The sequence below is a fragment of the Streptomyces sp. NPDC032091 genome (assembly GCF_055580265.1).
The window spans coordinates 333,975-357,623 of sequence record NZ_JBVILR010000001.1 but is presented as its reverse complement, the minus strand read 5'-3'; the positions used below and the strand labels follow the sequence as shown (position 1 = coordinate 357,623).

Annotated in this window: 24 protein-coding genes; 11 read left to right on the top strand and 13 right to left on the bottom strand. The window is 74.8% G+C overall.

Annotation, left to right across the window (positions count from 1 at the left end):
- The first annotated feature begins 88 nt into the window (after window positions 1–88).
- Window positions 89–826: a hypothetical protein gene (locus ACZ5NJ_RS01650; RefSeq protein ID WP_468761534.1), complete on the top strand. Its 738-nt coding sequence runs from the start codon at window positions 89–91 to the stop codon at window positions 824–826.
- A gap of 102 nt (window positions 827–928) precedes the next feature.
- The gene (locus tag ACZ5NJ_RS01645; protein WP_468761532.1) at window positions 929–2,221 is read left to right on the top strand and encodes a M18 family aminopeptidase; all 1,293 of its coding nucleotides are present in this window, start codon (window positions 929–931) and stop codon (window positions 2,219–2,221) included.
- Window positions 2,222–2,257: 36 nt separating this feature from the next.
- On the opposite strand, the gene ACZ5NJ_RS01640 is transcribed toward ACZ5NJ_RS01645, so the two are convergent.
- Window positions 2,258–4,093: an NHL domain-containing thioredoxin family protein gene (locus ACZ5NJ_RS01640; protein WP_468761530.1), complete on the bottom strand. Its 1,836-nt coding sequence runs from the start codon at window positions 4,091–4,093 to the stop codon at window positions 2,258–2,260.
- A gap of 58 nt (window positions 4,094–4,151) precedes the next feature.
- On the opposite strand from ACZ5NJ_RS01640, the gene ACZ5NJ_RS01635 reads away from it, so the two are divergent.
- Window positions 4,152–5,300: an acyltransferase family protein gene (locus ACZ5NJ_RS01635; protein ID WP_468761528.1), complete on the top strand. Its 1,149-nt coding sequence runs from the start codon at window positions 4,152–4,154 to the stop codon at window positions 5,298–5,300.
- Here ACZ5NJ_RS01635 and ACZ5NJ_RS01630 read toward each other — a convergent pair.
- On the bottom strand, window positions 5,263–6,072 hold the full coding sequence (locus ACZ5NJ_RS01630; protein WP_468761526.1) for an ATP-grasp domain-containing protein: 810 nt from the start codon (window positions 6,070–6,072) through the stop codon (window positions 5,263–5,265). The two genes, ACZ5NJ_RS01635 and ACZ5NJ_RS01630, sit on opposite strands and share 38 nt — an antisense overlap.
- 32 nt (window positions 6,073–6,104) lie before the next feature.
- On the opposite strand from ACZ5NJ_RS01630, the gene ACZ5NJ_RS01625 reads away from it, so the two are divergent.
- A complete protein-coding gene (locus ACZ5NJ_RS01625) occupies window positions 6,105–6,620 on the top strand; it encodes an LURP-one-related/scramblase family protein (protein WP_468761524.1) in 516 nt (171 codons plus the stop codon).
- A 47-nt stretch (window positions 6,621–6,667) separates the two neighbouring features.
- On the opposite strand, the gene ACZ5NJ_RS01620 is transcribed toward ACZ5NJ_RS01625, so the two are convergent.
- Window positions 6,668–7,447 (bottom strand): carbon-nitrogen family hydrolase, encoded by a 780-nt coding sequence (locus ACZ5NJ_RS01620; protein WP_468761522.1) that lies wholly within the window; start codon window positions 7,445–7,447, stop codon window positions 6,668–6,670.
- A 139-nt stretch (window positions 7,448–7,586) separates the two neighbouring features.
- Here ACZ5NJ_RS01620 and ACZ5NJ_RS01615 point away from each other — a divergent pair, with 139 nt between their 5' ends.
- Window positions 7,587–8,414 carry a maleylpyruvate isomerase family mycothiol-dependent enzyme gene (locus ACZ5NJ_RS01615; protein WP_468761521.1) on the top strand — a complete coding sequence of 276 codons (828 nt, stop codon included), beginning with the start codon at window positions 7,587–7,589 and terminating at the stop codon, window positions 8,412–8,414.
- 23 nt (window positions 8,415–8,437) lie between these two features.
- Here the strand turns inward: ACZ5NJ_RS01615 and ACZ5NJ_RS01610 are convergent, their stop codons facing one another.
- From ACZ5NJ_RS01610 to ACZ5NJ_RS01590, 5 genes are all read right to left on the bottom strand, one after another.
- Window positions 8,438–9,826 carry an MFS transporter gene (locus tag ACZ5NJ_RS01610; RefSeq protein ID WP_468761519.1) on the bottom strand — a complete coding sequence of 463 codons (1,389 nt, stop codon included), beginning with the start codon at window positions 9,824–9,826 and terminating at the stop codon, window positions 8,438–8,440.
- Window positions 9,823–10,485, bottom strand: a complete 663-nt coding sequence (locus tag ACZ5NJ_RS01605; RefSeq protein WP_468761517.1) for a GntR family transcriptional regulator — start codon at window positions 10,483–10,485, stop codon at window positions 9,823–9,825. Before ACZ5NJ_RS01605 ends, ACZ5NJ_RS01610 begins: the two co-directional genes overlap by 4 nt.
- Before the next feature lie 84 nt (window positions 10,486–10,569).
- Window positions 10,570–10,884: a hypothetical protein gene (locus tag ACZ5NJ_RS01600; RefSeq protein WP_468761515.1), complete on the bottom strand. Its 315-nt coding sequence runs from the start codon at window positions 10,882–10,884 to the stop codon at window positions 10,570–10,572.
- Window positions 10,885–10,903: 19 nt separating this feature from the next.
- Window positions 10,904–12,787: a C1 family peptidase gene (locus ACZ5NJ_RS01595; protein ID WP_468761513.1), complete on the bottom strand. Its 1,884-nt coding sequence runs from the start codon at window positions 12,785–12,787 to the stop codon at window positions 10,904–10,906.
- 131 nt (window positions 12,788–12,918) lie between these two features.
- Window positions 12,919–14,133 carry an FAD-dependent monooxygenase gene (locus ACZ5NJ_RS01590; protein WP_468761511.1) on the bottom strand — a complete coding sequence of 405 codons (1,215 nt, stop codon included), beginning with the start codon at window positions 14,131–14,133 and terminating at the stop codon, window positions 12,919–12,921.
- A gap of 174 nt (window positions 14,134–14,307) precedes the next feature.
- Between ACZ5NJ_RS01590 and ACZ5NJ_RS01585 the strand changes: the two genes are divergently transcribed.
- From ACZ5NJ_RS01585 to ACZ5NJ_RS01565, 5 genes are all read left to right on the top strand, one after another.
- Window positions 14,308–14,619 carry an antibiotic biosynthesis monooxygenase family protein gene (locus tag ACZ5NJ_RS01585; RefSeq protein ID WP_468761509.1) on the top strand — a complete coding sequence of 104 codons (312 nt, stop codon included), beginning with the start codon at window positions 14,308–14,310 and terminating at the stop codon, window positions 14,617–14,619.
- 60 nt (window positions 14,620–14,679) lie between these two features.
- Window positions 14,680–15,321 (top strand): hypothetical protein, encoded by a 642-nt coding sequence (locus ACZ5NJ_RS01580; protein WP_468761507.1) that lies wholly within the window; start codon window positions 14,680–14,682, stop codon window positions 15,319–15,321.
- A 72-nt stretch (window positions 15,322–15,393) separates the two neighbouring features.
- Window positions 15,394–16,599, top strand: a complete 1,206-nt coding sequence (locus ACZ5NJ_RS01575) for a DUF1266 domain-containing protein (protein ID WP_468761505.1) — start codon at window positions 15,394–15,396, stop codon at window positions 16,597–16,599.
- Window positions 16,600–16,674: 75 nt separating this feature from the next.
- The gene (locus ACZ5NJ_RS01570) at window positions 16,675–17,088 is read left to right on the top strand and encodes a PPOX class F420-dependent oxidoreductase (protein WP_468761503.1); all 414 of its coding nucleotides are present in this window, start codon (window positions 16,675–16,677) and stop codon (window positions 17,086–17,088) included.
- Window positions 17,089–17,227: 139 nt separating this feature from the next.
- A complete protein-coding gene (locus tag ACZ5NJ_RS01565) occupies window positions 17,228–18,391 on the top strand; it encodes a Vgb family protein (RefSeq protein ID WP_468761501.1) in 1,164 nt (387 codons plus the stop codon).
- Window positions 18,392–18,397: 6 nt separating this feature from the next.
- Here the strand turns inward: ACZ5NJ_RS01565 and ACZ5NJ_RS01560 are convergent, their stop codons facing one another.
- Together ACZ5NJ_RS01560 and ACZ5NJ_RS01555 are read right to left on the bottom strand one after the other, a co-directional pair.
- Window positions 18,398–19,810, bottom strand: coding sequence for a DHA2 family efflux MFS transporter permease subunit (locus tag ACZ5NJ_RS01560; protein ID WP_468761499.1), 1,413 nt, complete (start codon window positions 19,808–19,810; stop codon window positions 18,398–18,400).
- A 13-nt stretch (window positions 19,811–19,823) separates the two neighbouring features.
- The gene (locus ACZ5NJ_RS01555; RefSeq protein ID WP_468761497.1) at window positions 19,824–20,435 is read right to left on the bottom strand and encodes an NADPH-dependent FMN reductase; all 612 of its coding nucleotides are present in this window, start codon (window positions 20,433–20,435) and stop codon (window positions 19,824–19,826) included.
- Window positions 20,436–20,567: 132 nt separating this feature from the next.
- On the opposite strand from ACZ5NJ_RS01555, the gene ACZ5NJ_RS01550 reads away from it, so the two are divergent.
- The gene (locus ACZ5NJ_RS01550) at window positions 20,568–21,257 is read left to right on the top strand and encodes a TetR/AcrR family transcriptional regulator C-terminal domain-containing protein (RefSeq protein ID WP_468761495.1); all 690 of its coding nucleotides are present in this window, start codon (window positions 20,568–20,570) and stop codon (window positions 21,255–21,257) included.
- 7 nt (window positions 21,258–21,264) lie between these two features.
- On the opposite strand, the gene ACZ5NJ_RS01545 is transcribed toward ACZ5NJ_RS01550, so the two are convergent.
- From ACZ5NJ_RS01545 to ACZ5NJ_RS01535, 3 genes are read right to left on the bottom strand one after another with little or no spacing between them, the layout of a single operon-like run.
- The gene (locus ACZ5NJ_RS01545; protein WP_468761493.1) at window positions 21,265–21,804 is read right to left on the bottom strand and encodes a YcxB family protein; all 540 of its coding nucleotides are present in this window, start codon (window positions 21,802–21,804) and stop codon (window positions 21,265–21,267) included.
- A 53-nt stretch (window positions 21,805–21,857) separates the two neighbouring features.
- The gene (locus ACZ5NJ_RS01540) at window positions 21,858–22,622 is read right to left on the bottom strand and encodes a hypothetical protein (protein WP_468761491.1); all 765 of its coding nucleotides are present in this window, start codon (window positions 22,620–22,622) and stop codon (window positions 21,858–21,860) included.
- A gap of 10 nt (window positions 22,623–22,632) precedes the next feature.
- A complete protein-coding gene (locus ACZ5NJ_RS01535; RefSeq protein ID WP_468761489.1) occupies window positions 22,633–23,607 on the bottom strand; it encodes a GNAT family N-acetyltransferase in 975 nt (324 codons plus the stop codon).
- Window positions 23,608–23,649 lie beyond the last annotated feature (42 nt).

The window sequence follows — 23,649 nt, the reverse complement described above, 5'->3', positions numbered from 1 at the left end:
CGGCCACCGGCGTGTCCGGGACCGGGGAACCCGGTCGTGCGACGACCGGGTTCCCCGGTTGTCGGCGGTTCGTGGGACGCTCGTAGACATGAGTCCACAGGAGCAGCAGCACAGCGGCAGGGGGTACACGGTCCCCACGGGGCGCCCGTACGCCCTCAAGGAGCTCCAGGCCAACGTGGGCGCCCTCGGCGACCGGATCAAGGACCTCTACGACGGGGCCCACCCCGCCGAGTACGACCCCGTGGCCGACGCCCTCTACGTGGCCTTCCAGACGGCCGCCGGCCTCGCCCCCGCCAAGAGCTACACCGGCTGCCCCGAGCACCCCAACGGCGCCCTCGACCCCGAGGCCCCCGAGGGCTGGGGCCGCTGCCTCATCTGCAACGACCGCCGCCGCCTCGGCCGGCGCCTGCGCGGCGGCCCCCCGGCCGCCCCCGCCGCCCCCGTGGAGCAGCGGCGCCTGGGCTACCCCGTGCCCGGGCCCCCGTACACCCTCGACGTGCTGCGCGACTACCTGCGCGGCATCGACGAGCAGCGCTTCCACCTCACGCTCGGCTCCCCCGACCAGGACTTCGTACGCCTCGCGGACGACCTCCACCGCGCGTTCATCGTGGCCCGCGAACTCTCGCGGCCGCGCAACGCCTCGGGGTGCTCCGAACACCCCGGCGCGCCGATCGACCCCGATGCCCCGCCCGGCGAGGCCTGTATCTTCTGCGCCGGACGCAAAAGACGTGCTCAGCGCCCGCCGCAGGCCCCCGAGATGCTCCCGCGCATCCGACGGGGCGAGCGCCGGCAGCTGCAGCGCCGATTCGAGCGTCCGCCGGGCTGAAATCGGCCGGGCCGCGGGCCACGCACCCCTCGGCCCTCCGACCCCTCGGCTATCCGCCGCAGTCCGGCCATGGCGAACACGACCGTCGTTAAGGTGAACCACATGAGCTCTCCCGCCCGCTTCGACCGCGGCCACACCGACGATCTGATGACCTTCCTGACGGCCAGTCCGTCGCCGTACCACGCCGTGGCCAACGCGGCCGAGCGGCTGGAAAAGGCAGGCTTCAGGCAGTTGTCGGAATCGGACGCCTGGGACTCGGGCACGGGAGGCCGGTTCGTCCTGCGCGGCGGCGCGCTCATCGCCTGGTACGTGCCCGAGGGCGCGGCCGCGCACACCCCCTTCCGGATCATCGGCGCGCACACCGACTCCCCCAACCTCCGCGTCAAGCCGGTACCGGACACGGGCTCCCAGGGCTGGCGGCAGGTCGCCGTCGAGATCTACGGCGGCACCCTCCTCAACACCTGGCTCGACCGCGACCTCGGCCTCGCCGGCCGGCTGTCACTGCGCGACGGCACCGACCGGCTGGTCAACATCGACCGCCCGCTGCTGCGCGTCCCCCAGCTCGCCGTGCACCTGGACCGCTCGGTCAACTCCGACGGCCTCAAGCTCGACAAGCAGCGGCACATGCAGCCGATCTGGGGCCTGGGCGACGCCCACGAGGGCGACCTGATCGCCTTCCTGGAGGAGGAAGAGGGCCTGCCCCAGGGCTCGGTGGCGGGCTGGGACCTGATGGTCCACTCGATCGAGCCGCCCGCCTACCTCGGCCGCGACCGCGAACTCCTCGCCGGGCCCCGCATGGACAACCTCCTGTCGGTGCACGCGGGCGTCGCGGCCCTCGTCGCCGTCTCCTCGTCCGACAAGCCGGACCACATCCCGGTGCTGGCCGCCTTCGACCACGAGGAGAACGGCTCCCAGTCGGACACCGGCGCCGACGGCCCGCTCCTGGGCAACGTGCTGGAACGTTCAGTCTTCTCGCGCGGCGGCACGTACGAGGACAAGGCCCGCGCCTTCGCCGGCACCATCTGCCTCTCCTCGGACACCGGGCACGCGGTCCACCCCAACTACGCGGAACGCCACGACCCTTCGCACCACCCGCGCGCCAACGGCGGCCCCATCCTGAAGGTCAACGTCAACCAGCGCTACGCCACCGACGGCAGCGGCCGGGCGGTCTTCGCCGCCGCCTGCGAGCGGGCCGGGGTGCCGTGGCAGACGTTCGTCTCCAACAACTCGATGCCGTGCGGCACGACGATCGGCCCGATCACCGCGGCCCGCCACGGCATCCAGACGGTCGACATCGGCGTGGCGATCCTCTCGATGCACTCGGCCCGCGAACTGTGCGGCTCCGACGACCCGTTCCTCCTGGCGAACGCCCTCCTGTCCTTCCTGGAGGGCTGAGCCCCCCGGGAAGGACAGGAGTCCTCCGGCCCTCCGTCAGCCGTCCATCCCGGCCAGCACCAGCGGCAGGCGGGCGGCGGCGCCCTCGGTGACGACGACCGGGACGCCCCAGTCCTGCTGGTGGACGTGGCAGGCCGGGTACTCGTTCGCCGGGTCGTCGTCGCAGGACGCGGCCATCGCCGAGACGTGCAGGACCCCTTCGGTGACGTCGGGGTTCAGCACCAGGTCCCGGAACAGGTCCGTCCCGGCGCCCTCGCCCGCCGCCAGGAGCTCCGGCGGGGTGGAGGAGACCAGCAGGCGGGTGGAGGGCCCGTACCGGGTGTCCAGCTTCTGGCCCTGCGGCGCCTGGAAGACCACGTCCAGCCGGAGCGTGCCGGGAGCGACCTCGGTGGCCGCCCGCCGGGTGCGGTGGGCGACCGCGTCGACCCGTACGGCCTCCTCCGGCAGCCGCAGCCTGGTCAGCCGGTGCCGGGCGGACTCCACGACCACGATGTCCTCGCCCACCAGCACGGCGGCACTGGGCTCGCGCAGATCGGTGGCGAGCGTCGTCACCTGCCCGGTGGCCGGGTCGAACCGCCGCAGGGCGTGGTTGTACGTGTCGCAGACCGCGACCGAGCCGTCCGGCAGGGCCGTCACCCCGAGGGGGTGCTGGAGCAGCGCCTGGGCGGCGTCCCCGTCCCGGTGCCCGAAGTCGAACAGGCCGGTCCCGACGGCGGACCGCACGGCGTACCCCTCACCCTCCTCCTCCACGTAACGCAGCGCGCTGGTCTCGGAGTCGGCGATCCACAGCCGGTCGCCGGCGGCCGCGAGCCCGGACGGCTGCGCGAACCAGGCCTCGGCGGCGGGCCCGTCCACCAGGCCCTCGTTGGTGGTCCCGGCGGCGACGGCGACGGTGCCCGCCTCCGGGTCCCAGGTCCACAGCTGGTGCACGCCGGCCATGGCGATCCACACCCGGCCCTGCCACCAGGCCACGTCCCACGGCGAGGACAGGTCCACCTCCAGGGCCGGCCCGGACGTCGCAGACCCCTGCCACCACTGCCGCCCGGTCCCGGCGACGGTCTCCACCGCCCCCGTGGCGGGGTCGAACACCCGCAGCGCGTGGTTGACGGTGTCGGCGACGACGACCCGCCCGTCGGGCAGCAGCGCCAGCCCCTGCGGCTCGCTGAAGGCCTGCGGCCCGAAACCGCGCTCCCCGCTGCCGATCCGCCGCACGACGGTCTCCCCGTCGGCGTCGAGCTCCACCAGCTGGTGCCGCGTGGAGTCGGACACGAGCAGGTTCCCGGACGGCAGCACGACCGCCTTCCCGGGGAAGCGCAGGTCCGTGGCGACGGGCTCGGGCGCCACGTAGGGCCCGTCCCCGCGCCGCAGCGTCCCCTTGGCCCCGTGCTCGGCCTCCAGCTCCTCCACGAGCCGCTCGATGGCGTGCGCGTGCCCCTCACCGGCGTGCTGCGCGACGACGTACCCCTCGGGGTCGATCACCACGAGCGTGGGCCAGGCCCGCACGGCGTACTGCTTCCAGGTGGCCAGCTCGGGGTCGTCGAGCACGGGGTGGTGCACCTCGTACCGCTCGACGGCGTCGACGACGGCGGCGTGCTCGGCCTCGTGCACGAACTTCGGCGAGTGCACCCCGATGATCACCACGGTGTCGCGGTGCTTCTCCTCCAGCTCGCGCAGCTCGTCGAGGACGTGCAGGCAGTTGATGCAGCAGAAGGTCCAGAAGTCGAGGATGACAATGCGCCCTCGCAGATCGGCGAGGGTCAGCTCCTTGCCTCCGGTGTTGAGCCAGCCCCCCTTGCCGATCAGCTCGGGAGCACGGACACGGGCACGGCGGGGCGCGGGCGCGGGGGTGGGCGCCGGGGCAGCATCGTTCATCCTTCAAGCTTGCCATTGGCGCAATCGAACAAGAATCGCGCGTGTTAGGTTGCCGCGCATGTCGACGGCAGCGGTCATGTCCACGAGTGAAGGCGCGAAGGCGGGCGAGGGGGTCGAGGTGCGGCCCGTCGGGCTGCCTTCGCTGACCGGGTTGCGGTGGACCGCCGCGCTGATGGTGTTCCTGTACCACGTCCACGTCGTGGAGTACTTCGGCGGGCGGGCGCAGGGGCTGGTGGGCGCCGCCTTCGGGGCGGGGAACACCGGGGTCTCGTTCTTCTTCGTGCTCTCCGGCTTCGTGCTCGCCTGGTCGACCGCGCGGACGCCCACCGGGCGGGGTGTCGTGCGGTTCTGGCGGCGCCGGTTCGCACGCGTGTATCCGCTGCACCTGGTGACGGCCGGCGCGGCGCTGCTGCTGCTGTTGCTGCCGGGGGCCGGGGAGAGGCCGGCGGCCGGGCCGGTCGTCGCCAACCTGGCGCTGGTGCAGTCCTGGGTGCCGCAGGTGCGGTACTTCCAGGGGCTCAACCCCGTCAGCTGGTCGCTCGCCGTCGAGGCCTTCTTCTACCTCTCGTTCCCGCTGCTCGTGCGGCCGCTGCGGCGCACGGGGTGGCGGGGGAGCGCGGTCGTCGCCCTGGTGTGCCTGGCCGCCGTGATGGCCGTGCCCGCCTGGATGGAGCTCAGCGGGCTGCCCGACGGGACGATCTGGTCCAGCTACTTCTTCCCGCTGTACCGGCTCCCCGAGTTCGTGCTCGGGATCGCCTGCGCCGAGCTGGTGCGGGCCGGCCGCTGGCGGGGGCCCGGGCTGACCGTGGCGGTGGCGCTCACCCTGGGCGGGTACTTCCTCGGCTCCCAGACCGACTACCCCTTCCACGCGGCCGCGTGCACGATCGTCGGCTACACCGCCCTCATCGCCGCCGCCGCGCAGGCGGACCTGCGCGGCGAGCCCTCGCCCTGGCGGGGGCGGCTCGCCGTCAGGCTCGGCGAGGTCTCGTTCGCCTTCTACATGGTCCACATCCTGGTGATCCGGGCCGGCGAGAGCCTGTTCGGCGGGCATCCGAAGCTGGGCCTGTGGAACGGCGGGCCGCTGGTGCTCCTCGCCGCCTTCTCCGTGTCGCTGGCCCTCGCCTGGGCCCTGCACTCCTGGGTGGAGGTCCCCGGTCGGCGGCTGCTGCTCAGGTCCCGGCGGCGAGGAACGACGTCAGTGAGCTGACCAGGGCCTCGACGAAGGAGTCCTGGACGGCGGCCGGGAGGAGGTCCAGGGAGAGGTACGGGTTGAGGTCCTCCAGTTCCACCAGGAGGAGCCCGCCCGACGGGGCCCGGCAGGCGTCCACGCGCTGGATGCCGTGGTCGAGGGTGTTCCAGGCGATGAAGCGGCGCGCGAAGGCCAGGTCCTCGGGGGTGGGCTCGTACGGGACGAGTTCCCAGCGGCGGTCCGGGTCGGGGGCGTACAGGGCGTACTGGAAGGCGTCGTCGACGAAGTAGAAGGAGACCTCGTACGCGAAGTCGATCCGGGGCTGGATGAGGGAATGGCCGGGGCGGCCGGCGGGGGCCGCGGTGAAGGTCAGGCCTATGGAGTCGGCGCCCTGCCTGGGCTTGACGGCGTACGTGTCCGCCGGGGGCAGGAGGTGGAGGTCCGCCGGGTCGTCGACGGTCGGGATGACCGGGTAGCCGGCGGCCGTCAGGTCGAGGAGGTACTGCTTGCCCGCCATGTCGGCGCGGCCGGTGAGCGGGTTGTAGACGCGGGTCCCGGTGGCGAGGGCGGCCGCGCGGAAGGCGTCGTAGGCCTCCTGGTAGTGCAGTACGGGGCCGCTGTTGCGGACGATCACCGCGTCGAAGCCGGGCATCAGGGCCCGCGCGTCCCGCGGATGGCACAGGGCGAGGGGGAAGTGCTCGCGCAGCCGGGAGGTGAGGAGGACGTCCTCGTCGCCGTAGCGGCGGCCGCGCGCCGGGTAGGCCAGGTCGGTCACGTAGAGAAGGGGCATGGCGGCAACCTATCCCGGGCAACGATCCCCGCATGAAATACCTCGTTCGGGACAAACTGCTGGCCATCGGCGACGACTACTGGATCGAGGACGAGGACGGCCGGCACGCCTTCCTCGTCGACGGGAAGGCGCTGCGGCTGCGCGACACCCTGGAGCTGGAGGATCCCGACGGGCGGGTCCTGATCACGCTGCGGGAGCGGCTCTTCGGCGGTCTCGGCCTGCCGGGCCTGCGGGACGCGATGACCCTGGAGCGGGACGGGAAGCGGCTCGCGGTGATCCGCCGCAAGCGGCTGTCGCTGCTGCGCAACCACTTCCGCGTGACGATGTCCGAGGGGACGGAGCTCGATGTCAGCGGGCGGATCCTGGACCGGGAGTTCAAGGTCGAGTACGAGGGCGAGCTGCTCGCGCTGATCTCCCGGCAGTGGTACCGGATCCGCGAGACGTACGCGGTGGACGTGGTCCGGGAGGAGGCGGACGCGGCGCTGATGGTCGCGGTCGCGGTGTGCGTGATCCGCATGGCGGAGCGGGAGCGGGAGGAGGGGGAGTGAGCCCCGGCGGGGGGCGCCGCCGCCCACGGCGTCCCCCGTCCGTGCCGTCAGCGGCCCAGGGTGCGGTCCTTCAGGGCGGGGAACTGGTCGCGGGTCTCCGCCACCTTCGCCGGGTCCAGCTCCACCGTCAGGACGGTCTCGCCCGGGCCCGCCTCCGCCAGGACCTCGCCCCACGGGTCGACCACGAGGCTGTGCCCGGACTGCTCGACGCCCGCGTGCGTACCGGCCGTCGCGCAGGCCAGGACGTACGCCTGGTCCTCCACCGCCCGCGCCCGGTTGAGCAGGGTCCAGTGCTCGCGGCGGCGGGCCGGCCAGCCGGCGGAGACGACCATCGTCGTGGCCCCCGCGTCGACCAGGCCCCGGAACAGCTCGGGGAAGCGCAGGTCGTAGCAGGTGGCGAGGCCGAGGGTCTGCTCGGGCAGGGTCACGGTGGTGAGGGTGTCGCCGGCGGACATCAGCACCGCCTCGCCCTGGTCGAAGCCGAACCGGTGGATCTTGCGGTAGGTCGCGGCGAGTTCGCCCGCCGGGGAGAGGACGAGCGCGGTGTTGTAGAGCGAGCCGTCGCCGGCGCGTTCCACGACCGAGCCGGCGTGCAGCCAGACCCCGGCGTCGCGGGCGGCCTTGGACATGGCCTCGTACGTGGGGCCGTCCAGCGGCTCGGCCTCCGTCTCGAACTGCTCGTAGGCGAAGGCGCCCACCGTCCACAGTTCGGGCAGCACGACGAGGTCGGAGCCGGCCTGCTCCCGTACGAGTTCGGCGGCCCGGGACCGCCGGGAAGCCACCGACTCCCCCTCATTCACCGCGATTTGGATCAGCGAGGCGCGCACACTACCACCGTCCTGGCATGTCAGCCGGTCAACTCAAGGCCTACGATCGTCACACGAAAGCGCTGTCGGGGTGCTCATCGGCAGCGTAGTTTTGGGAATAGTCCACAACGCGCCACTGAACAGCCAGCGAGGGGTCCCGTTGACCGTCCATCCCAGTCTTGAGCCCTACGTCGACGCGTGGACACACTCGATCGAGGCGATAACCGAACTGGTCCTCCCCCTGACGGAGGGCCAGTGGAACCTGCCGACGCCGTGCCCGGCCTGGTCCGTCCGTGACGTGGTCTCCCACGTCATCGGCATGGAGCTGGAGCAGCTCGGCGACCCGCGGCCGATCCACACGCTGCCGCGCGACCTGCGGCACGTGGTGGACGAGTTCACCCGCTACATGGAGGTTCCGGTTGACGTCCGCCGGCACCACACCGCCCTCGAGATGACCTCCGAGCTGGAGTACACCGTCATCCGCCGCCAGCGGCAGCTGCGGGGTGACAAGCGGGATCCGGCCACGACGCTGGTGCGCGGACCGAAGGGCGACCAGATCCCGCTGGAGCTGTCGCTGCGGCTGCGGGCGTTCGACGTGTGGATCCACGAGCAGGACCTGCGGGCGGCGCTGGGCGCGCCGGGCAACTGGGACGCCCCGGGGGCGCACGTGGCGCGGGACATCCTGCTGTCGGGGCTGCCGAAGGTGGTGGCGAAGGGCGCGGGCGCGCCGCCGCACACGGCGGTGGTGCTGGACGTGCACGGCGAGCTGGAGTTCCTGCGGACGGTACGGGTGGACGCGGCGGGGCGGGCCACCCTCGATTCGACGCCCTCGCTGGGCCCGGCGGTGTCGCTGTCGCTGGACTGGCCGACGTACGTCCGTCTCGCGGCGGGGCGGGTGCGGCCGCGCACGGTCGCGGACCGCGTGAAGGTGGACGGCGACGCGGAGCTGGCGGACGCGATCCTGGCGAACTTCGCCGTCACGCCGTAGCCCGCCCCCGCCGCCCCGCCGGGTCAGCGCGGTGCCGAGGGGGCGGCCTCCCGGGGGCTCCCCCCGGCCGCCGGCGCGGCGGTGGCGGCGGGGACGGGGCACGCGCGCTCCCGCTCCCGTTCGCCTTCGCGGGCGAGGGCCTTCGGGCGGAGGCGGAGGATCTGGGTGAGGCCCAGGAGCTCCACGACGAACACCGACGCGAAGGCGATCCGGTAGTCGTCGCCGGTGGCGTCCAGCAGGACGCCCACCGACAGCAGGGTGGTCATCGAGGCGAGGAACCCGCCCATGTTGGTGATCCCGGACGCGGTCCCCTGCCGTTCGGCGGGGTTGGCCGGGCGGGCGAAGTCGAAGCCGATCATCGAGGCCGGCCCGCAGGTGCCCAGCACCACGCACAGGGTGCCCAGCAGCCACATCGGGGCGTGCTCCCCCGGGTAGAGCAGGACCGCGGCCCACAGCAGCGCGGTGACGCCGACGGTGCCCAGCGCCAGCGGCAGCCGGGCGCCCTGGCGGCGGCCGATGACCTGCCCGTAGACCAGGCCCCAGCCCATGTTCGCGGCGACGATCAGGGTGAGCAGTCCGGCGGCGGCCGTCCGGTCCAGCCCCTGTGCCTCGACCAGGAACGGCATGCCCCACAGCAGCAGGAACACCATCGCCGGGAACTGGGTCGTGAAGTGCACCCACAGGCCGAGGCGGGTGCCGGGCTCCCGCCAGGAGTCGCGTATCTGGCGCCGTACGAACCCGCCTCCGCCCCGCGGCGCGGGCGGCAGGGCGTGGCCCTCGGGGTGGTCGCGCAGGAACAGGGTGAGCGGGATCAGGACGACCAGCCCGGCCAGCGCGCTGCCCGCGAAGGCCGGCACCCAGCCGGCGCCGTGCAGCACGGGCGCGAGGACCAGGGTGGAGACGAGGTTCCCCGCCATCCCCACCAGCCCGGCCAGCTGGGCCATCAGCGGTCCGCGCCGGGCGGGGAACCAGCGGGTGCCGAGCCGCAGGACGGAGATGAAGGTCATCGCGTCCCCGCAGCCCAGCAGGGCGCGGGCGGCCAGCGCCATCGTGTAGGTCGGCGCGAGCGCGAAGCCGATCTGGCCGGCGGTGAACAGGACGGCGCCGAGCGTCAGCACCTTCTTGGTGCCGAGGCGGTCCACCATCAGCCCGACCGGGACCTGCATGCCGGCGTAGACCAGGAGCTGGAGGAGGGAGAACGTCGACAGGGCGGAGGCGTTCACGTGGAAGCGGTCGGCGGCCTCCAGCCCGGCCACGCCCAGGCTGGTACGGAAGATCACCGCGACGAAGTAGACGGCGACGCCGATGGACCAGACGGCCACGGCCCGCCGCCCGCCGGGCGGATCCTGAAGGTCCGGGATCCCGGACGGGGACGAGGACGGAGACGAGGACGGCGCGGCGGCCGCGCTCATCGGTCCGCCCCCCGCACCAGCGCCTCGACCCGCCCGATGTGCCCGCGCACGGCGGCCGCGGCGGCCTCCCGGTCGCCGGCGCGCAGCGCGTCCAGGATCTCGGCGTGCTCGGCGAGGGTGCGCTCCACCCGCTCGGGGTGCGCGTGCAGCAGGGCCACGCCCATGCGCAGCTGGCGGTCGCGCAGCTGGTCGTAGAGGCGCGAGAGGATCTGGTTGCCGGCGTGCCGGACGATCTCGGCGTGGAAGCAGCGGTCGGCGGCCATCATCGCGGCGAGGTCCCCGGCGGCCGCGTGGTGCCGCAGCTCCTCCAGCAGCCGGGTGAGCCGCTCCAGCAGCGCGGGCGGGGCCGGTACGGCCTTGCGCACGGTGAACTCCTCCACCAGCAGCCGGGTCTCGACGACGTCGGCGATCTCCTGCGCGGAGACCGGCAGCACCAGCGCGCCCTTCTTCGGGTAGAGCTTCAGCAGCCCCTCGGTCTCCAGCCGCAGCAGCGCCTCGCGGACCGGGGTCCGGGAGACCCCGACGGCCACGGCGAGCTCGCCCTCGGTGAGCAGCACCCCGCCTTCGTAGCGGCGGTCGAGCACGCCCTGCTTGACGTGCCGGTAGACGCGTTCTGCGGCGGTGGGGGACGGGGCGGCTGCGGTGGTGGCGGGTGGCATGCGCACAGGATAGATACATGAGGGATACACCTGTCCCCTCCGTCCGCGATGTGGACCTCCGGCTGCCGTACGGTGCCCGGGCGCTCAGCGGCCGGCGCCGGCCACCTCCACGTCCAGCACGAACTCGTCGTACGGGGCCTCCTGCGGGTACGGCGGCCGGACCTGGGCGAACCGGATCCGGGCCCGCCCGCCGGGGCGCCCGCCCCGGACCAGGTACGTCCGCTCCACCGGCTCCCCGGGCGCCGCCCGCCCCGCCCGCCCGGGCGCGGTCTCGCTCACGGAGACGGCGTCGGCGTCCCCGGAGACCTGCCAGGTCCACACGTACCCGCGCGCCCCGCGCCCGGTCAGCCGCAGCTCGTACGCCTCACCGGCGCCGAGGACGACGCTGCGCACCTCCACCCGCTGCCTCCCTCACCGCTCACGCAGGGCCGATGACCGCCCCCTCGTGCCAGCCCGCGCCGTCGCGCCAGTAGTGCTGGAGCAGGCGGTCGGTGCGCAGGGCGACGACTTCCAGGTTGAACCCGAAGCTGCCCTGGAGCATCCCGGTGACGGCCAGCACGTCGTGCCCGAAGACGGCGCCGCGGGTCCAGGGGCCGCCGGCGGCGTTGCCCCGCCACCAGTGCTCGATCCGCCCGCCGGCGACGGCCACGCACAGCTCGTAGTTCCCGGCGGTGTCCTCGTCCGCGGCCCCGTACTGGCCCTCGATCAGGCAGGGCGCGGAGGTGGCCCCGCTGCCGAAGACCTCCCCGGCCTTCCAGGCGAAGCCGTTGGCGTCGTCGCGCCACCACAGCTGCATCCGGCCGTCGGTGCGGGCGGCGACCAGGTCGAGGGTGCGGGCGCGGGTCTGGACGAGGGCGGGGCCGTAGTGGGCGATGCCGGAGCCGAAACGGCCGCCGTCGTTCCAGGTCCAGGGGGCGCCGTTGATCCGCCACCAGTGGTTGAGGCGGCCGTCGGCGGTGCGGACGACCACCTCGAAGTTGCCGGGCTTGCCGTAGTCGCTCTGGATGAACGCGGGCGTCGAGCCGATGGCGGCGTCGCCGGGGCCGAAGGCACCGCCGTCGCGCCAGACGCCGACGGCCTGCTCGTAGTACCAGTGGCGCAGCCGGCCGCCGGTGGTGACGTGCAGGGTCTCCATGTTCCGGTTGTAGGTGGTGCCGGTGAAGGCGGGCTGGCCCGAGGCGTCGCCGGCGAAGGTCTCGGCGCGGGACCAGGCGAAGGGGGTGTCGCCCTCGCGCCACCAGTGCCGGAGCCGGCCGCCGCCGGTGGTCGCGGCCAGCTCGAAGTTGCGGTGGGCCGGGCCGTTGCCGCTCTCGTAGACGTTGCCGGCGTGCAGGCGGCGCTTGCTCCACGGGTCGATGTTGGTGCCGCGCAGGCCGCACTTGGCCCAGTAGTCGATGTTGACCTCGCCGTAGGCGATCCGGCCGTACCCGCCGACGTGGTAGCCGGGGCCCCAGGAGTTCTTGAACAGCCAGCAGCCGGCCGCGTCGTCGTAGCCGACCACCAGCACGCAGTGGCCGCCGGCGAGCAGGCCGCCGGTGCGGTGGTAGACCCCTGCCCCGAGCGCGAAGAAGTCGTCGTAGACGTCGAAGCAGGCGGTCAGCGGGCCGACGGTGTCCAGCCACACCTTCTGCTGCTCCACGTCGCCGAGCCGGACGTAGTCGGTGATCCGCACGGTCCGCCCCGAACGGTCCCAGCTGGGCGTGTACTCGGCCCGCCAGGCGTCGCGCCGCTCGGCGGGCAGGCCGGGGGGCGGGGTGCCGTACGGCCAGCAGTCGGGGTCGGCGAGGCCGCCGTTGTCCCTGACCCAGTCCAGCGCGGTCTCGGGGCTGCCGCCCTGCCCGCAGGTGCACTTCAGAGCGTCGTGGACGTCCCCCTCCGAGCGCGCCGCCCACACGTCGTGCTCGATCCGGGCCATCGACTCCACCAGCCCGGCCGCCCCGAACGCCCAGCAGGACGCGCACGGGTTCTGGTCCTTGACCTTGGTCAGCCAGGGCCACCCCCACCGGCCGCGCCAGTCCACGGCCGCCGGCCGCCCGGCGCCCGCTGCCCTCCCCGGCAGCAGCCCGTGGGCGGCCCGGCGCCTGTCGAGGTCCGGGTTCCCGCTCTCCCGCCCCACCAGCGCCGGCAGGTCCACCGTCCCCGCCTCGGCGGCGGGCGTCAGGTGCGGACCCGGTTCCAGGCCGAGCGAGGCCCTCGGCAGGGGATCCTCGTCGGCGAGGTGCTCGCCGGCCGACCACCGCGCCCCGCGCGCCGCGAGCAGCGCCCGCAGCTCCCCCACCGTCTGGACCGACTCCTCCGGCATAACAGCCCCCCAGCTGCACTCGGTTGTGAGCCCCGGGAGCGTCTCCCCGCCGCCGGGACCCGTCAAGGGGGTCCGTGCGGTCGCGCGGACGCACGGGGGTCGTACGGGCCGCGGCCCGGCCCGGCGCGCCGCTACGAGGACAGGGCCTGGCCCCCGATGCCGGCCGCGCCCGCCAGTTGGGCCTCCCACCAGCCGGCGACGTCGGCGGGGCTCATCCGGGCCCACACCGGTGTCCGCTCCACCTGTGCGCGCCCCAGCCGCCGGGCGAGCGCCACCAGTTCGCGTCCGGCCGCGCCGCGGGCCGTCCGGTAGCCGGCGACGAGGTCCTCCCAGGACGTCGCCCCTGCCCAGGCCGCGCCGAAGGCGGTGGCGTCCTGGAGGGCCTTCGCCGCACCGCTCGTGTTGTGCGGCCGCACCACGCTCGCCGCGTCGCCGGCCAGCAGCAGCCGGCCCGCCGCGGCGGGTTCCGTCACCAGGTCGTAGATGGGCTGGACGAAGGTGTCCTCGGGCGCGGTCAGCGCCAGCGCCCGCCCCCAGTACTCCGGGAACTCCCGTTCCAGCAGCGCCCGCAGGTGCCCCGCGAGCTCCTCCCCCAGGGCCCCCGGCGGGAAGCTGGTCGGATCGTCGAAGCGCAGCCCCCCGCCCGCCGGCGGCGCCGCGTACAGCACCCAGTTCACCCGGAGCCCCACCGGTCCGGGGATCCGGTAGATCACGCAGCTCCCGCCGGGGAAGCACACGGTGGTCACCGCCTCGGGGTACGAGGGCGCGCCCCCAAGCCCCTCCAGCAGCCCGGCGTCGAAGTTCCCGCGCCAGCAGACGTACCCGGCGTAGTGCGGGACCGCGCCCGGGCTCACCGCCTCCCGCACCACGGACCGGTAGCCGTCGGCCCCGACGGCGAGGTCGAACCGTTCGGCGCCCCCGTCCCCGAACCGCACGAGGACCCCGTCCCCGGTCCCCTCCACCGCCTCCACGGCCCTCCCCTGCCGGTAGTCCACCGCCCCCGGCACCGCCTCCCGCAGCCCCCGCCACAGCAGCCCCCAGTGGTAGGAGTGGAACGGGAACGGCTGCTCCCAGATCAGCCGCCCGCCCTCCCCGGCCGCGGCGTCCCGCACCACCCACCGGCGCCGCTCCAGCCGGTGCGCCGCGATCCCCGGCGGCAGCGCCCCGGCCGCGACCAGCTCCGCGGCCCGGTCGTCGTGGACGCACAGCCCGACCCCCCGGTCCGCGAGCCGCCCCCGGGTCCGTTCCAGGACGACGACCTCCCCGGCCCCCGCCCGCACCGCGGCCGAGGCGAACGCACACCCCGCGATGCTCCCCCCGACCACCGCGACCGTCCCACCGCGCACAACGCCCTCCACCCGCCGCCGAGTTGTCCGGCCGGCCAGCCTACTGACGCCGCGGCCCCGGCCCCGGCCGACACAACGGATCCGGCCACCGGCCGCCGGCGTTCCGGGCCGGAGCGCCGACCCGCCGCCGCGCGCGTAGCGTGGAGGGGGCGGGGCGGCGAGGAGGCGAGGCCCATGACCGGACAGGTGCTGAGCGAGGTCAGCGGGGTCGTCGCGGCCGGGCGCGAGGCCGATCTCGTGGCCGCCTACCGCGAGCTCGTGACCCGGCCGCTGCCCGACGGGCTGGTCCGCACGGAGCTGCTGGGCGGCCGGGACGGGCACTGGCGCGTCCAGACCCTGTGGCGGGACCGGGCGGCCCTGGAGGCCGTGCGCGCGGCCCCGGGCGGCGCCCCGGCCCCCCGCCTCTTCCGTGACGTGGGCGCCGAGCCCGCCCTGGCGGTGTTCGAGGTGACGGTCCAGCTCACGGCCCAGGTGGGCCCGGGCTGAGGCGCCCCTGTCTAGGGTGGGGCCCGTACGGGCGGACCGGCGGATCGGGGGCGTGACGGCATGGGAGGAACGGGCGGGCGGGACGACGGGACGCCCGCGGAGCGGTACGACGCCGTGGCGGCCCTGTGGCGGCTGCGGGCACCGCTCCTGGCGCTCGGGCTCGATCCCGCGTGGGGGCTGCACCGTACGGCGGTGGAGGAGGCCTTCCGGGCACTGCTCCTCGGCCCGGACGGGGAGGGTTCCGTCCGCGCCCTGGAGCGGGCGGCGGCCGCGATGCCCGAGGGCGAGCCGGACGGGGTGGTCGCGGAGTTCCAGCTGGAGGTCCTGGCGGAACTCGTGGCGTGGCGTCCGTCGGGCGGACCGGACGCGCGGCAGGCCGAGCGGATCGTCCGGCTGGCCCGGGAGCTGTCCCGTTCCCTCGACCACCACGTCGAGGACTGCCTGTGGGACCACCCGGCCGCCCTCGCCCACGCCCGCCACCTCGCCGCCGCCCCCGGCGGGACCGGCGGCTACCACGAGGCCCGCAACCTCGCCGTCGAGAGGGCCTGCCACGGCCTCCTCGCCCCGCCGGCGCCGGGCACGGACCCGTCCGGCACGGACCCGTCCGGCACGGCCGCCGGCCGGGAGGCGCTCGCGCTCTGCGAGGAGTTCGGCGCCGAGCTCGTCTCCACTCTGGCCTGGCTGGAAAACCTCGGCCGCTGACCGGGACGGCGGGGCGCCGGGCCGCCCGGGCCCGTCCGGGGGGCCCGCCCGGGCCCCGTATAGGGTCCCCGTGTGGACGAGTGGACGGCGCCGAGTGCGATCGAGCGCGAGCTGTACGGCGCGAAGGCGCGCGGGGACTGGGGCGCCTACCTGGACGCCCTCGCCCGCGCCGAGCTCTTCCTCCCGCAGCCCCGCGCCCAGGTCGACGCCGACCCCCGCACGGCCCGGTTCCACCCGTCCGGCGACCACACCCTCGCCGTCTACACCCGGGGCATGCTGCCGGCCCCCGACCCCCACACCGTCTACCTCCGCCAGAGCCTCGCCTGGTTCGCCAACGCCTGGGACGCCCGGGACCCCTCCCACCTCGCCGTGAACCCCGGCAGCCCCGTCGAGGCCTACCTGTCCACCACCCCCGCGGACCTCGCCCGCTGGCGCGCCCACTGGGACGCGGCCGGCTCCTGGGGGCTGGCCCCCGGCGCCGTGCACGCCCTCCACACCGGCGGCCCGCTGCACGGCCCGGTGGCCCGGGGCCTGGCCGTCGGGGCCCATCTGGCCGTCTCCAACGGGGAGTTCTGGAACGCCCTCGCCCACCACGGCAACGGCTACACCCGCGAACGCGAGCGGCTGCGCGCGATGTGGGACATCACCGACACCGCCGGCTGGTTCGACGTGCTCCAGCGGATGCTGGAGGCCGATGTCGTCAGCCCCGTCTGGGAGTTCGCGCTCCGCCTGCGCCGAGTCCTCGCCTGCGACTTCGCCGGGCCGGTGGACGTCGAGCACTGGCGCCACGCCGCCGAGGCCGGCCTGCGCCACAGCGCCGAGCTGGCCGCCCAGCCGCGGCTGACCCCCGACGGGGTCACCGTCGCCCGGCCGCGCCCGGCCGCCGAGGTCGAGGGCGAGATCGCCGGGGTCCGGCGGCTCATCGGCCGGATCACCCGCTACGAGCAGCGCTTCCGCGCCGACGGACTGCTCCCCGCGGACGGCTGGGTCCGCTCGGTCGTGGCCTGGGACTACGGCCGGGCCTCCCAGATGGCCCGCTGGGGCGTCGCCACCCGCTACGGCACCCTCCAGGACGCCGAGCGGGCCGTGCTCCGCGCGGGCGAGCAGGCCCGGGGGGCGTACGACTCGTGGGCGGAGTTCTCCGCCGGGTACGCGCTCGCCCGGTGCCTGCACTTCGACGAGGAGGAGTTCGGCAGCTGGTACGCGTCCTCCCTCGCCACCCACCTGACGCTGACCACCGACCCGGCCAGCCCCTTCCTCAACATCCCCTGGGAGTGACCGACTTCGGGTAGTGGGGTCCGGCCGCCCCGGGATCCGGCCGGACCGGCTGGAGGCCGAACTAGTCTTCACCGCATGACGATTGCGCTGAACGACACCGTGCGGCAGTTGCTCGACTCCCCGCACCCCGCCGTGCTCTCCACCCTCAACCCCGACGGCAGTCCGCAGAGTTCCGTGGTCTGGGTGATCCGGGACGGCGACGACCTGCTGGTCTCCACTGAGCAAGGCCGCCGCAAGGAGCGGAACCTCGTCCGGGACGCGCGGGTCGGGCTGACCGTGTTCGACCTGGCGAACCCCTACCTGTACGCCGAGATCCGCGGCACCGCCACCGTCAGCGAGGACACCGGCCGGGCCGTCGCCGTCCGGATCGCCGAGCAGTACCTGGGGCCGGGCGCCGGCAAGGAGTACGGGGACGCCTCCGACGGGGCCGTACGGGTCGTCGTGCGCATCACCCCGTCCAAGGTGCTCGGCAACGCCGCCAAGGCGTAGGCCGGCCGGCGGGCCCCGCGATACGGCAGGCGGGCGGTTCGCGGGCGAGCCGTGCGGGCGGTGGGGACGGACCCGGTTCGGAATCTGATATTCCGCTCTATGTCGCCCGTCTGCCGCCCACCCGAGAGGGACCCGGCCCATGCCGTACCCGCCGAAGATCCGACGACGCCTGCGCACGCTGCTCACCGCCTCCCTGGGGGCGCTGCTCGCCTTCGCCGCCGCCACCGCCCCGGCCCAGGCCGGGACGGGCCGGGCGGTGGGGGACGTGAGGGAGTTCCCGCTCACGACCCCCGCCGCCTTCCCCGCCGGCATCACATCGGGCCCGGACCGCGCCCTGTGGGTGGCCGAGTCCGGGGCCAACCGGATCGCCCGGGTCACGACGGGCGGCGCCGTCACCGAGTACCCGCTGCCGACCCCCGACAGCTTCCCCCAGGCGATCACCCAGGGCCCCGACCGCGCCCTGTGGTTCACCGAGGGGTTCACCGACAGGATCGGCCGGATCACGACCAAGGGCCGGATCACCGAGTTCCCGCTGCCGGGCGCCAACCGCTTCCCGCTCGGCATCGCGGTCGGCGGCGACCGCGCCCTGTGGTTCACCGAGCCGGGAACGAACGCGATCGGGCGGATGGCACCCGACGGCAAGGTGACCGAGTACCCGGTCCCCACCCCGGACGCCGTGCCGTACTACATCGCCGCCGCGGCCGACGGCTCGCTCTGGTTCACCGAGTTCTCCGCCGGCAAGGTCGGCCGGATCAGCCTGAACGGCCGGATCACCGAGTACCCGGTGGGCGGCGATTCCAGCTACCTCTCCGGCATCGCGGCCGGCCCGGGCGGCATGTGGTTCACCGCGAGCGGGCTGAACGCGGTCGGACGGATCACCCCGCGGGGCGAGATCCGGCTCTTCCCGGTCCCCGTCCCCGACTTCCAGGTCTACGACATCACCCGCGGCCGGGACGGGGACATGTGGTACGCCGTCCAGTCCGGCCGCATCGGCCGGATCACCCGGAGCGGCGCGATCACCGAGTACGAGGTCCCGGGCGGGGTGGACAAGGTCCCGTTCAACATCACCGCCGGACCCGACCGGAACATCTGGTTCTCGGAGCTGCTGGCGAGCGCCGTCGGCCGCGTCCAGACCCGCCCGGACCGGTGGTCCGGCCACACCACGCTCCCGGCGCCCGTGACGCACCCGGCCCCGGCGAAGCAGGTACCGGCCCGGCAGGCGGCCCCCGCCGGCCACCGCGGCCCGCGCCTCCACCTGACCCCCGGCCTGGAACGCCTGCTCCGGCAGAAGGGCCACCGGTAGCCCGCCCTACCCCCGCCGGCGCCCCGGCAGCCGCAGGGCCGGGAGCAGGGCCAGGGCGATCAGGCCCGCCGCCACGGCGTACGCGGTGCGGAAGCCGGCCGGGGTGGTGCCCGACGCGCCCAGGACCACCGAGGTCAGGGCCGTCCCGACCGAGGCGCACAGCTGGGAGTTGATGCTGAGGGCCGTGCTCGCCGCCGCCATGCGCGCGGGGGGCAGGTCCCGCCCGGCGGTGGTCATCGTCGGCATCAGCACCATCCCGGCGCCGACGCCCATCACCATCAGCGACCCCACCGCCTGCCAGGCCGGCACCCCCGGGGTGCCGGTCCGCAGGCCGGTGAGCAGCATGCCGAGCGCCGCCACCGCCACCCCGGCGGGGATCAGCCGGCGCGGGGCCACCCGGTCCACGCGGCGGGAGGCGATCTGCATGGTCGTCCCGACCGCGAGGCCCACCGGAGCCACCAGCAGCCCCGCCGCGGTCGCGCTCAGCCCGCGCGCCTGCTGCCAGTACACCGGCGCCAGCAGCATCGAGCCGAAGTAGCCGCAGGTGAAGGGCGCGAGCGTGCCGATGGCGGCGGCGAACGTGCGGTCGCGCAGGAGCCGTAGGTCGAGCAGCGGCTCCGGGACGCGCAGCGCGCGCCGTACGAACGCCGCGACGAGGACGGCGCCGCCCAGCAGGGGCAGCAGCACCCCGGCCGAGCCGAAGTCGCCGCGCTCACCGCCCCGGGACAGCCCGTACAGGAGCAGCGCGAGGCCCGGGGAGAGGCTCAGCAGCCCCGGGAGGTCGAGCCGCGGCGAAGCCGCCGCGCCCGGGGGGGAATCCGGGCGCAGCAGCTTCGCCGCGAGTATCAGGGCGGCCGCTCCGACGGGCAGGTTGACCAGGAAGATCCACGGCCAGGAGGCGGTGTCGATCAGCCAGCCGCCCAGCATCGGCCCCGCCACCGGGCCGACGAGCACGGGCAGCCCGAGCAGGGCCATCGCCCGCCCGAGCCGGTCGCGGTCGGCGGCCCGCATCACCATCGTCATGCCGACCGGCATCAGCAGCCCGCCGCCCATGCCCTGGACGGCGCGGAAGGCGATCAGGCTGCCGGCGCTCCACGCGCAGGCGGCGAGCAGGGAGCCGAGGGTGAACAGGGACAGGGCGGTGAGGTAGGTGCGTTTGGCGCCGATCCGGCCCATCGCCCAGGCCGCCGCCGGGATGACGGCGGCCAGGGCGAGGGTGTAGGCGGTGGTGGTCCACTGGATGGTCTCCAGTGGGGCGTCGAAGGACTCGGAGAGCCTGTCGAGCGCCACGTTGACGATCGTCATGTCGAGGACCGACATGACGGCGCCGGTGATCACGACGGTGAGGATGCGCCCGAGCTGACCGGGCGCGGCCCCTAACGCCGCCGGTGCGTCCTGCGCGGGGGGTGCGGTCGCCATCGCGCTACGGCCCTCAGACCTCGTACGGGTGAACCGTGCGGGCGGTGCGCAGGGCGCGGCCCCACCAGTCGAGCTGGCCGAGGAGGTTCTTCACGACGCTGTCGGAGACCACCGTCTCGCGGGGCTCGCCGTCCGGGCCGAGTCCGTTCCAGGGGCCGTGCAGGCTCACGGAGTCGCGCACGGTCACGGCGTGCATCTCGGCGAAGACCAGCCGGAGCTGCTCGACGGCGCGCAGGCCGCCGCTGACGCCGCCGTACGAGACGAAGCCGACGGGCTTGGCGTGCCACTGCGTGCGGTGCCAGTCGACCAGGTTCTTCACCGAGGCCGGGTAGCTGTGGTTGTACTCGGGGGTGACGACGACGTACGCGTCGGCGTCGGCGAGGCGCGGGGTGACCCGCTCCAGCACGGCGGCGGTCTCGGCGTCGGGGGAGCCGCCCCAGTCGGGCAGGGTGAGCGGGAGGGGGACGTCGGCGAGGTCGATGACGTCGAACTCCAGTCCGGTGTGGCCCTCGGCGGCCCGCAGGAACCATTCGGCGACGGCCGGCCCGCGTCGGTTCTCGCGGACGCTGCCGATGATGACGGCGACGCGCAGCGGTGTCGCGGTGGCGGTTTCGGCGACAGACATGGCTGGCCCCCTCTGATGACCGGATGGTGGGTTCGTGACCCTGGCTCTCCGGTAAACTACAACGAGCGTTGTAAGAAGCACAACGGCCGTTGTAGAGAATCGCTTGAGCGACGATGGAGGCATGGAGGCGTGATGGAGGAGGAGACCCCGGGCGGGGTGCCGGAGGGGACGGCGGACGCGCTCTCGCCCCGCAAGCTGGCCAAACGGATCGCCATCGCGCGCGCCGCCTGCGCGGTGTTCGGCCGCGAGGGCTACGCGCGCGCCGCCGTCGACGCTCTCGCCGCGGCGGCGGGCGTCTCGACGCGGACGCTCTACAACCACTTCCCCGGCGGCAAGTCGGAGCTCTTCCGGGCCGTCGTCACCTGGAGCTCCGGCGAGGTCCGCGACGCCCACGTGGCCACCGTGCGCGCCCTGGTGGACCCCGAGCGGCCGCCCCACCCGGACAACCTGGAACGGGACCTGGCCGCCCTCGCCCGGGCGCTGATCGACGTGATGGTGAAGCACCCCGACCACTTCGCCCTGGTGCGCCACATCCACGCCGAGGCCGACCACGTGCCGCCCGAGGTGCTGGCCGCGTGGAAGGCGGCGGGCCCCGGCCCCGTCGCCGACGCGCTCGCCGACGCGCTGTCGGGCCTGGAGAAGGCCGGGCTGCTCGACCTGCACGGCGATCCCGAGCTGGCCGGCGGCCACTTCACGGCCCTGTCCTCCACCGCCGTCGCGCAGCTCTCCCACTACGGGGTGCTGCCGCTGTCGGAGGCGCGGACCGAACGCCTCGTGCGGGGCGGCGTCGCCGCCTTCCTGCGCGCCTACCGGGCCCGTTGAGGCCCCGTCACAGCCGCTTCAGGTTCCGGTCGAGGACCGCCCGCACCCGGTCGACGTCGGCCGGGTCCTGCGCGCCCCGCTTGGGGAGGGCGAAGAAGATCCCGGTCTGCTTGGTCATGATCACGAACAGCTCGTCGGTCTCGAAGTACCGGGGGAACACCCTCCATTCCAGGGTGCTGCTCAGCTCCCCGCCGGTGGTGGTCAGCCCCTCCTCGGTGACCACCGTCCGGCAGGTCCCGTACGCCTCCATGTCCTCGTACTGCTCGCGCGCCTTGCGGGCGCCGACCCGGGGGACGATCACGAACAGCGAGAGCGTCACGGAGACCAGGACGAAGGCCGTCGCGGTCGGCGAGAAGCCCCGGAGCCAGCAGATCAGACTGCCCAGCCCGAGGCCCACGACGGGCCCGGTGAGGAGGCTGCCCCGGCCGGGCCAGGTACCGAAGTGGAAACGCCAGAACGCCGTCCGGTAGTCCTCCGGAGTGGGGTCGTACACGAACTCGATGGTGGTGGTGCCGGTGCTGCCGCTGGTGTCCCCGCCTGTCTGCATGAGAGCGGAGCGTATACGAGCCACGATGGCCGGAATAGACCCCCGGGGGGGCCTCAGGGCAGCCGGCGGCCCACCTGTGACCAGGCCTCCAGTGCCACCGCCAGCGGGTCGCCGGGGGCCAGGTGGGGCCGGGCGGCACCCGCCCACCGCAGGAGGTTCCCGATCAGCCGCAGGTGCACGATCCCCTCCCTGGGCAGCTCGCGCCACACCCGGGCCCGCGCGGCCGCCTCCGCCGGGGTGAGGTCGACCAGCGCGAGCGCCTCCCGGGCCAGGGCGGCCGGGTCGCCACCCCTCCCGGGCCCGAACTCCCGCAGCAGGCAGGCCCGTACGAAGGCCAGCTCGATCCCCCGCACCAGGTCGGACGCCCCCTCCGCCGCCGCGCAGCGGTACGCCGCCGCCAGCGCCAGCCGGCCCCAGCGCAGCCGGACCCCGTCCGGCAGCCGCTCGTCCTGCATCCCGCCGACCGCCAGGGCGCGCAGGGCCCGCGGCAGGGGCTCGTCCCCGAGCGGGGGACCGGTGGCCAGCCAGGCCTCCAGATCCGCCAGGGCGTGCCCGTCGGGCGGTACGGAGGTCAGCACCTGGCCCCGGCTGAGCAGCGCGACCACCGCCCCCGCGAGGCGGACCCGGGCGGTGTGGCCGGCGCCGAAGGTGTCGACCGCGCGCCCGTACCGCTCCATCCCGCGCAGCCAGACCCGCGACTCCCCCGCCGCGTACACCTGGCCGGGCCGGGCCGTGCCGCCGACGCAGCGGACGAGGCACACGCCGCCGGTGACGTCGGCCTCCTCCACGGAACACACCTGCAACTCGGCGAGGGGCATGGCCGGGAGGCTACCCGCCCCGGGCGGCCGGCGGGGCCTCCATGACGAGGCGGATCGCGGTGACCTCGTAGCCGGCCCGGTCGAAGGCGGCGGCCATCGGGAGGTTGACGGTGTCGGTGGTGGCGGTGATCCGCCCGGCGCCCGCGGCGGCGTGGAAGCGGGTGATCTCGGCGAGGACCTCGTCGATCAGGCCCTTGCCGCGCTGCTCGGGGACCACGCCCAGGTAGCCGACGTTGCGGTGGTACGGGGTCGCGGAGGGGATCGCCATCCCGGCGAGGGTTCCGTCGGGGAGGTGCGCGAGCCGCCACCAGGAGCGTTCGCCGGGGCAGTCGCGGTAGAACGTGAGGTCGTCGCGGGCGAGTTCCTCCTCGGTGGCCGTCTCCAGCTCGTACCGGGTGGCCAGGTCGAGGCTGCCGCGCGAGAGGCGGACGAAGGCGTCGAGGAACTCCTCGTCGGTGCCCTCCCGGAAGACGAGCCTGCCGGCGGGTGCGGTGGTCCCGGCGGTGGGGGGTCCCCCCGGCGGTAGCTGGGGGCGGGTCCACTCGTAGCGCAGGCGCTCGATCGCGCGGGTCAGGCCGGCCCGCGCGGCGGCCTCCCGGCGCCAGGCGACCGCCCCGGCGAGGTCCGGGTCCTCGCGCCGGTCCCGGGGCAGGGTCAGGTGGTAGCCGGGACGCCTGCCGAAAGCGGCGTGGCCGGCGGCCAGCAGGGCGGCGGCCAGGGCGGCGGGGTCTTCGACGCCGGAGCCGACCTGGAGGCAGTCGAGGGCCACCGGCCGCTCGCTGTCGGCGCGCCCCCACCACAGGGCGCGGGCCAGCACCCGCCCGTCACCGTCCTCGGCGAACCAGGTCCACTCGGGGCGGAAGCGGCGGGCGGCGAACTCCTCGTGGACGCGGTCGGCGGGGAGCGGCGGGACGGGGCCCCCGGCCGGCCAGGCCAGGGCGCGGTCGAGGGCGGCGGGGTCGTCGAGGGCGGTACGGAATCTCATCCGGCCGATGATCACCCCGGAGCGCGGGCCCGGCCAGCGGTT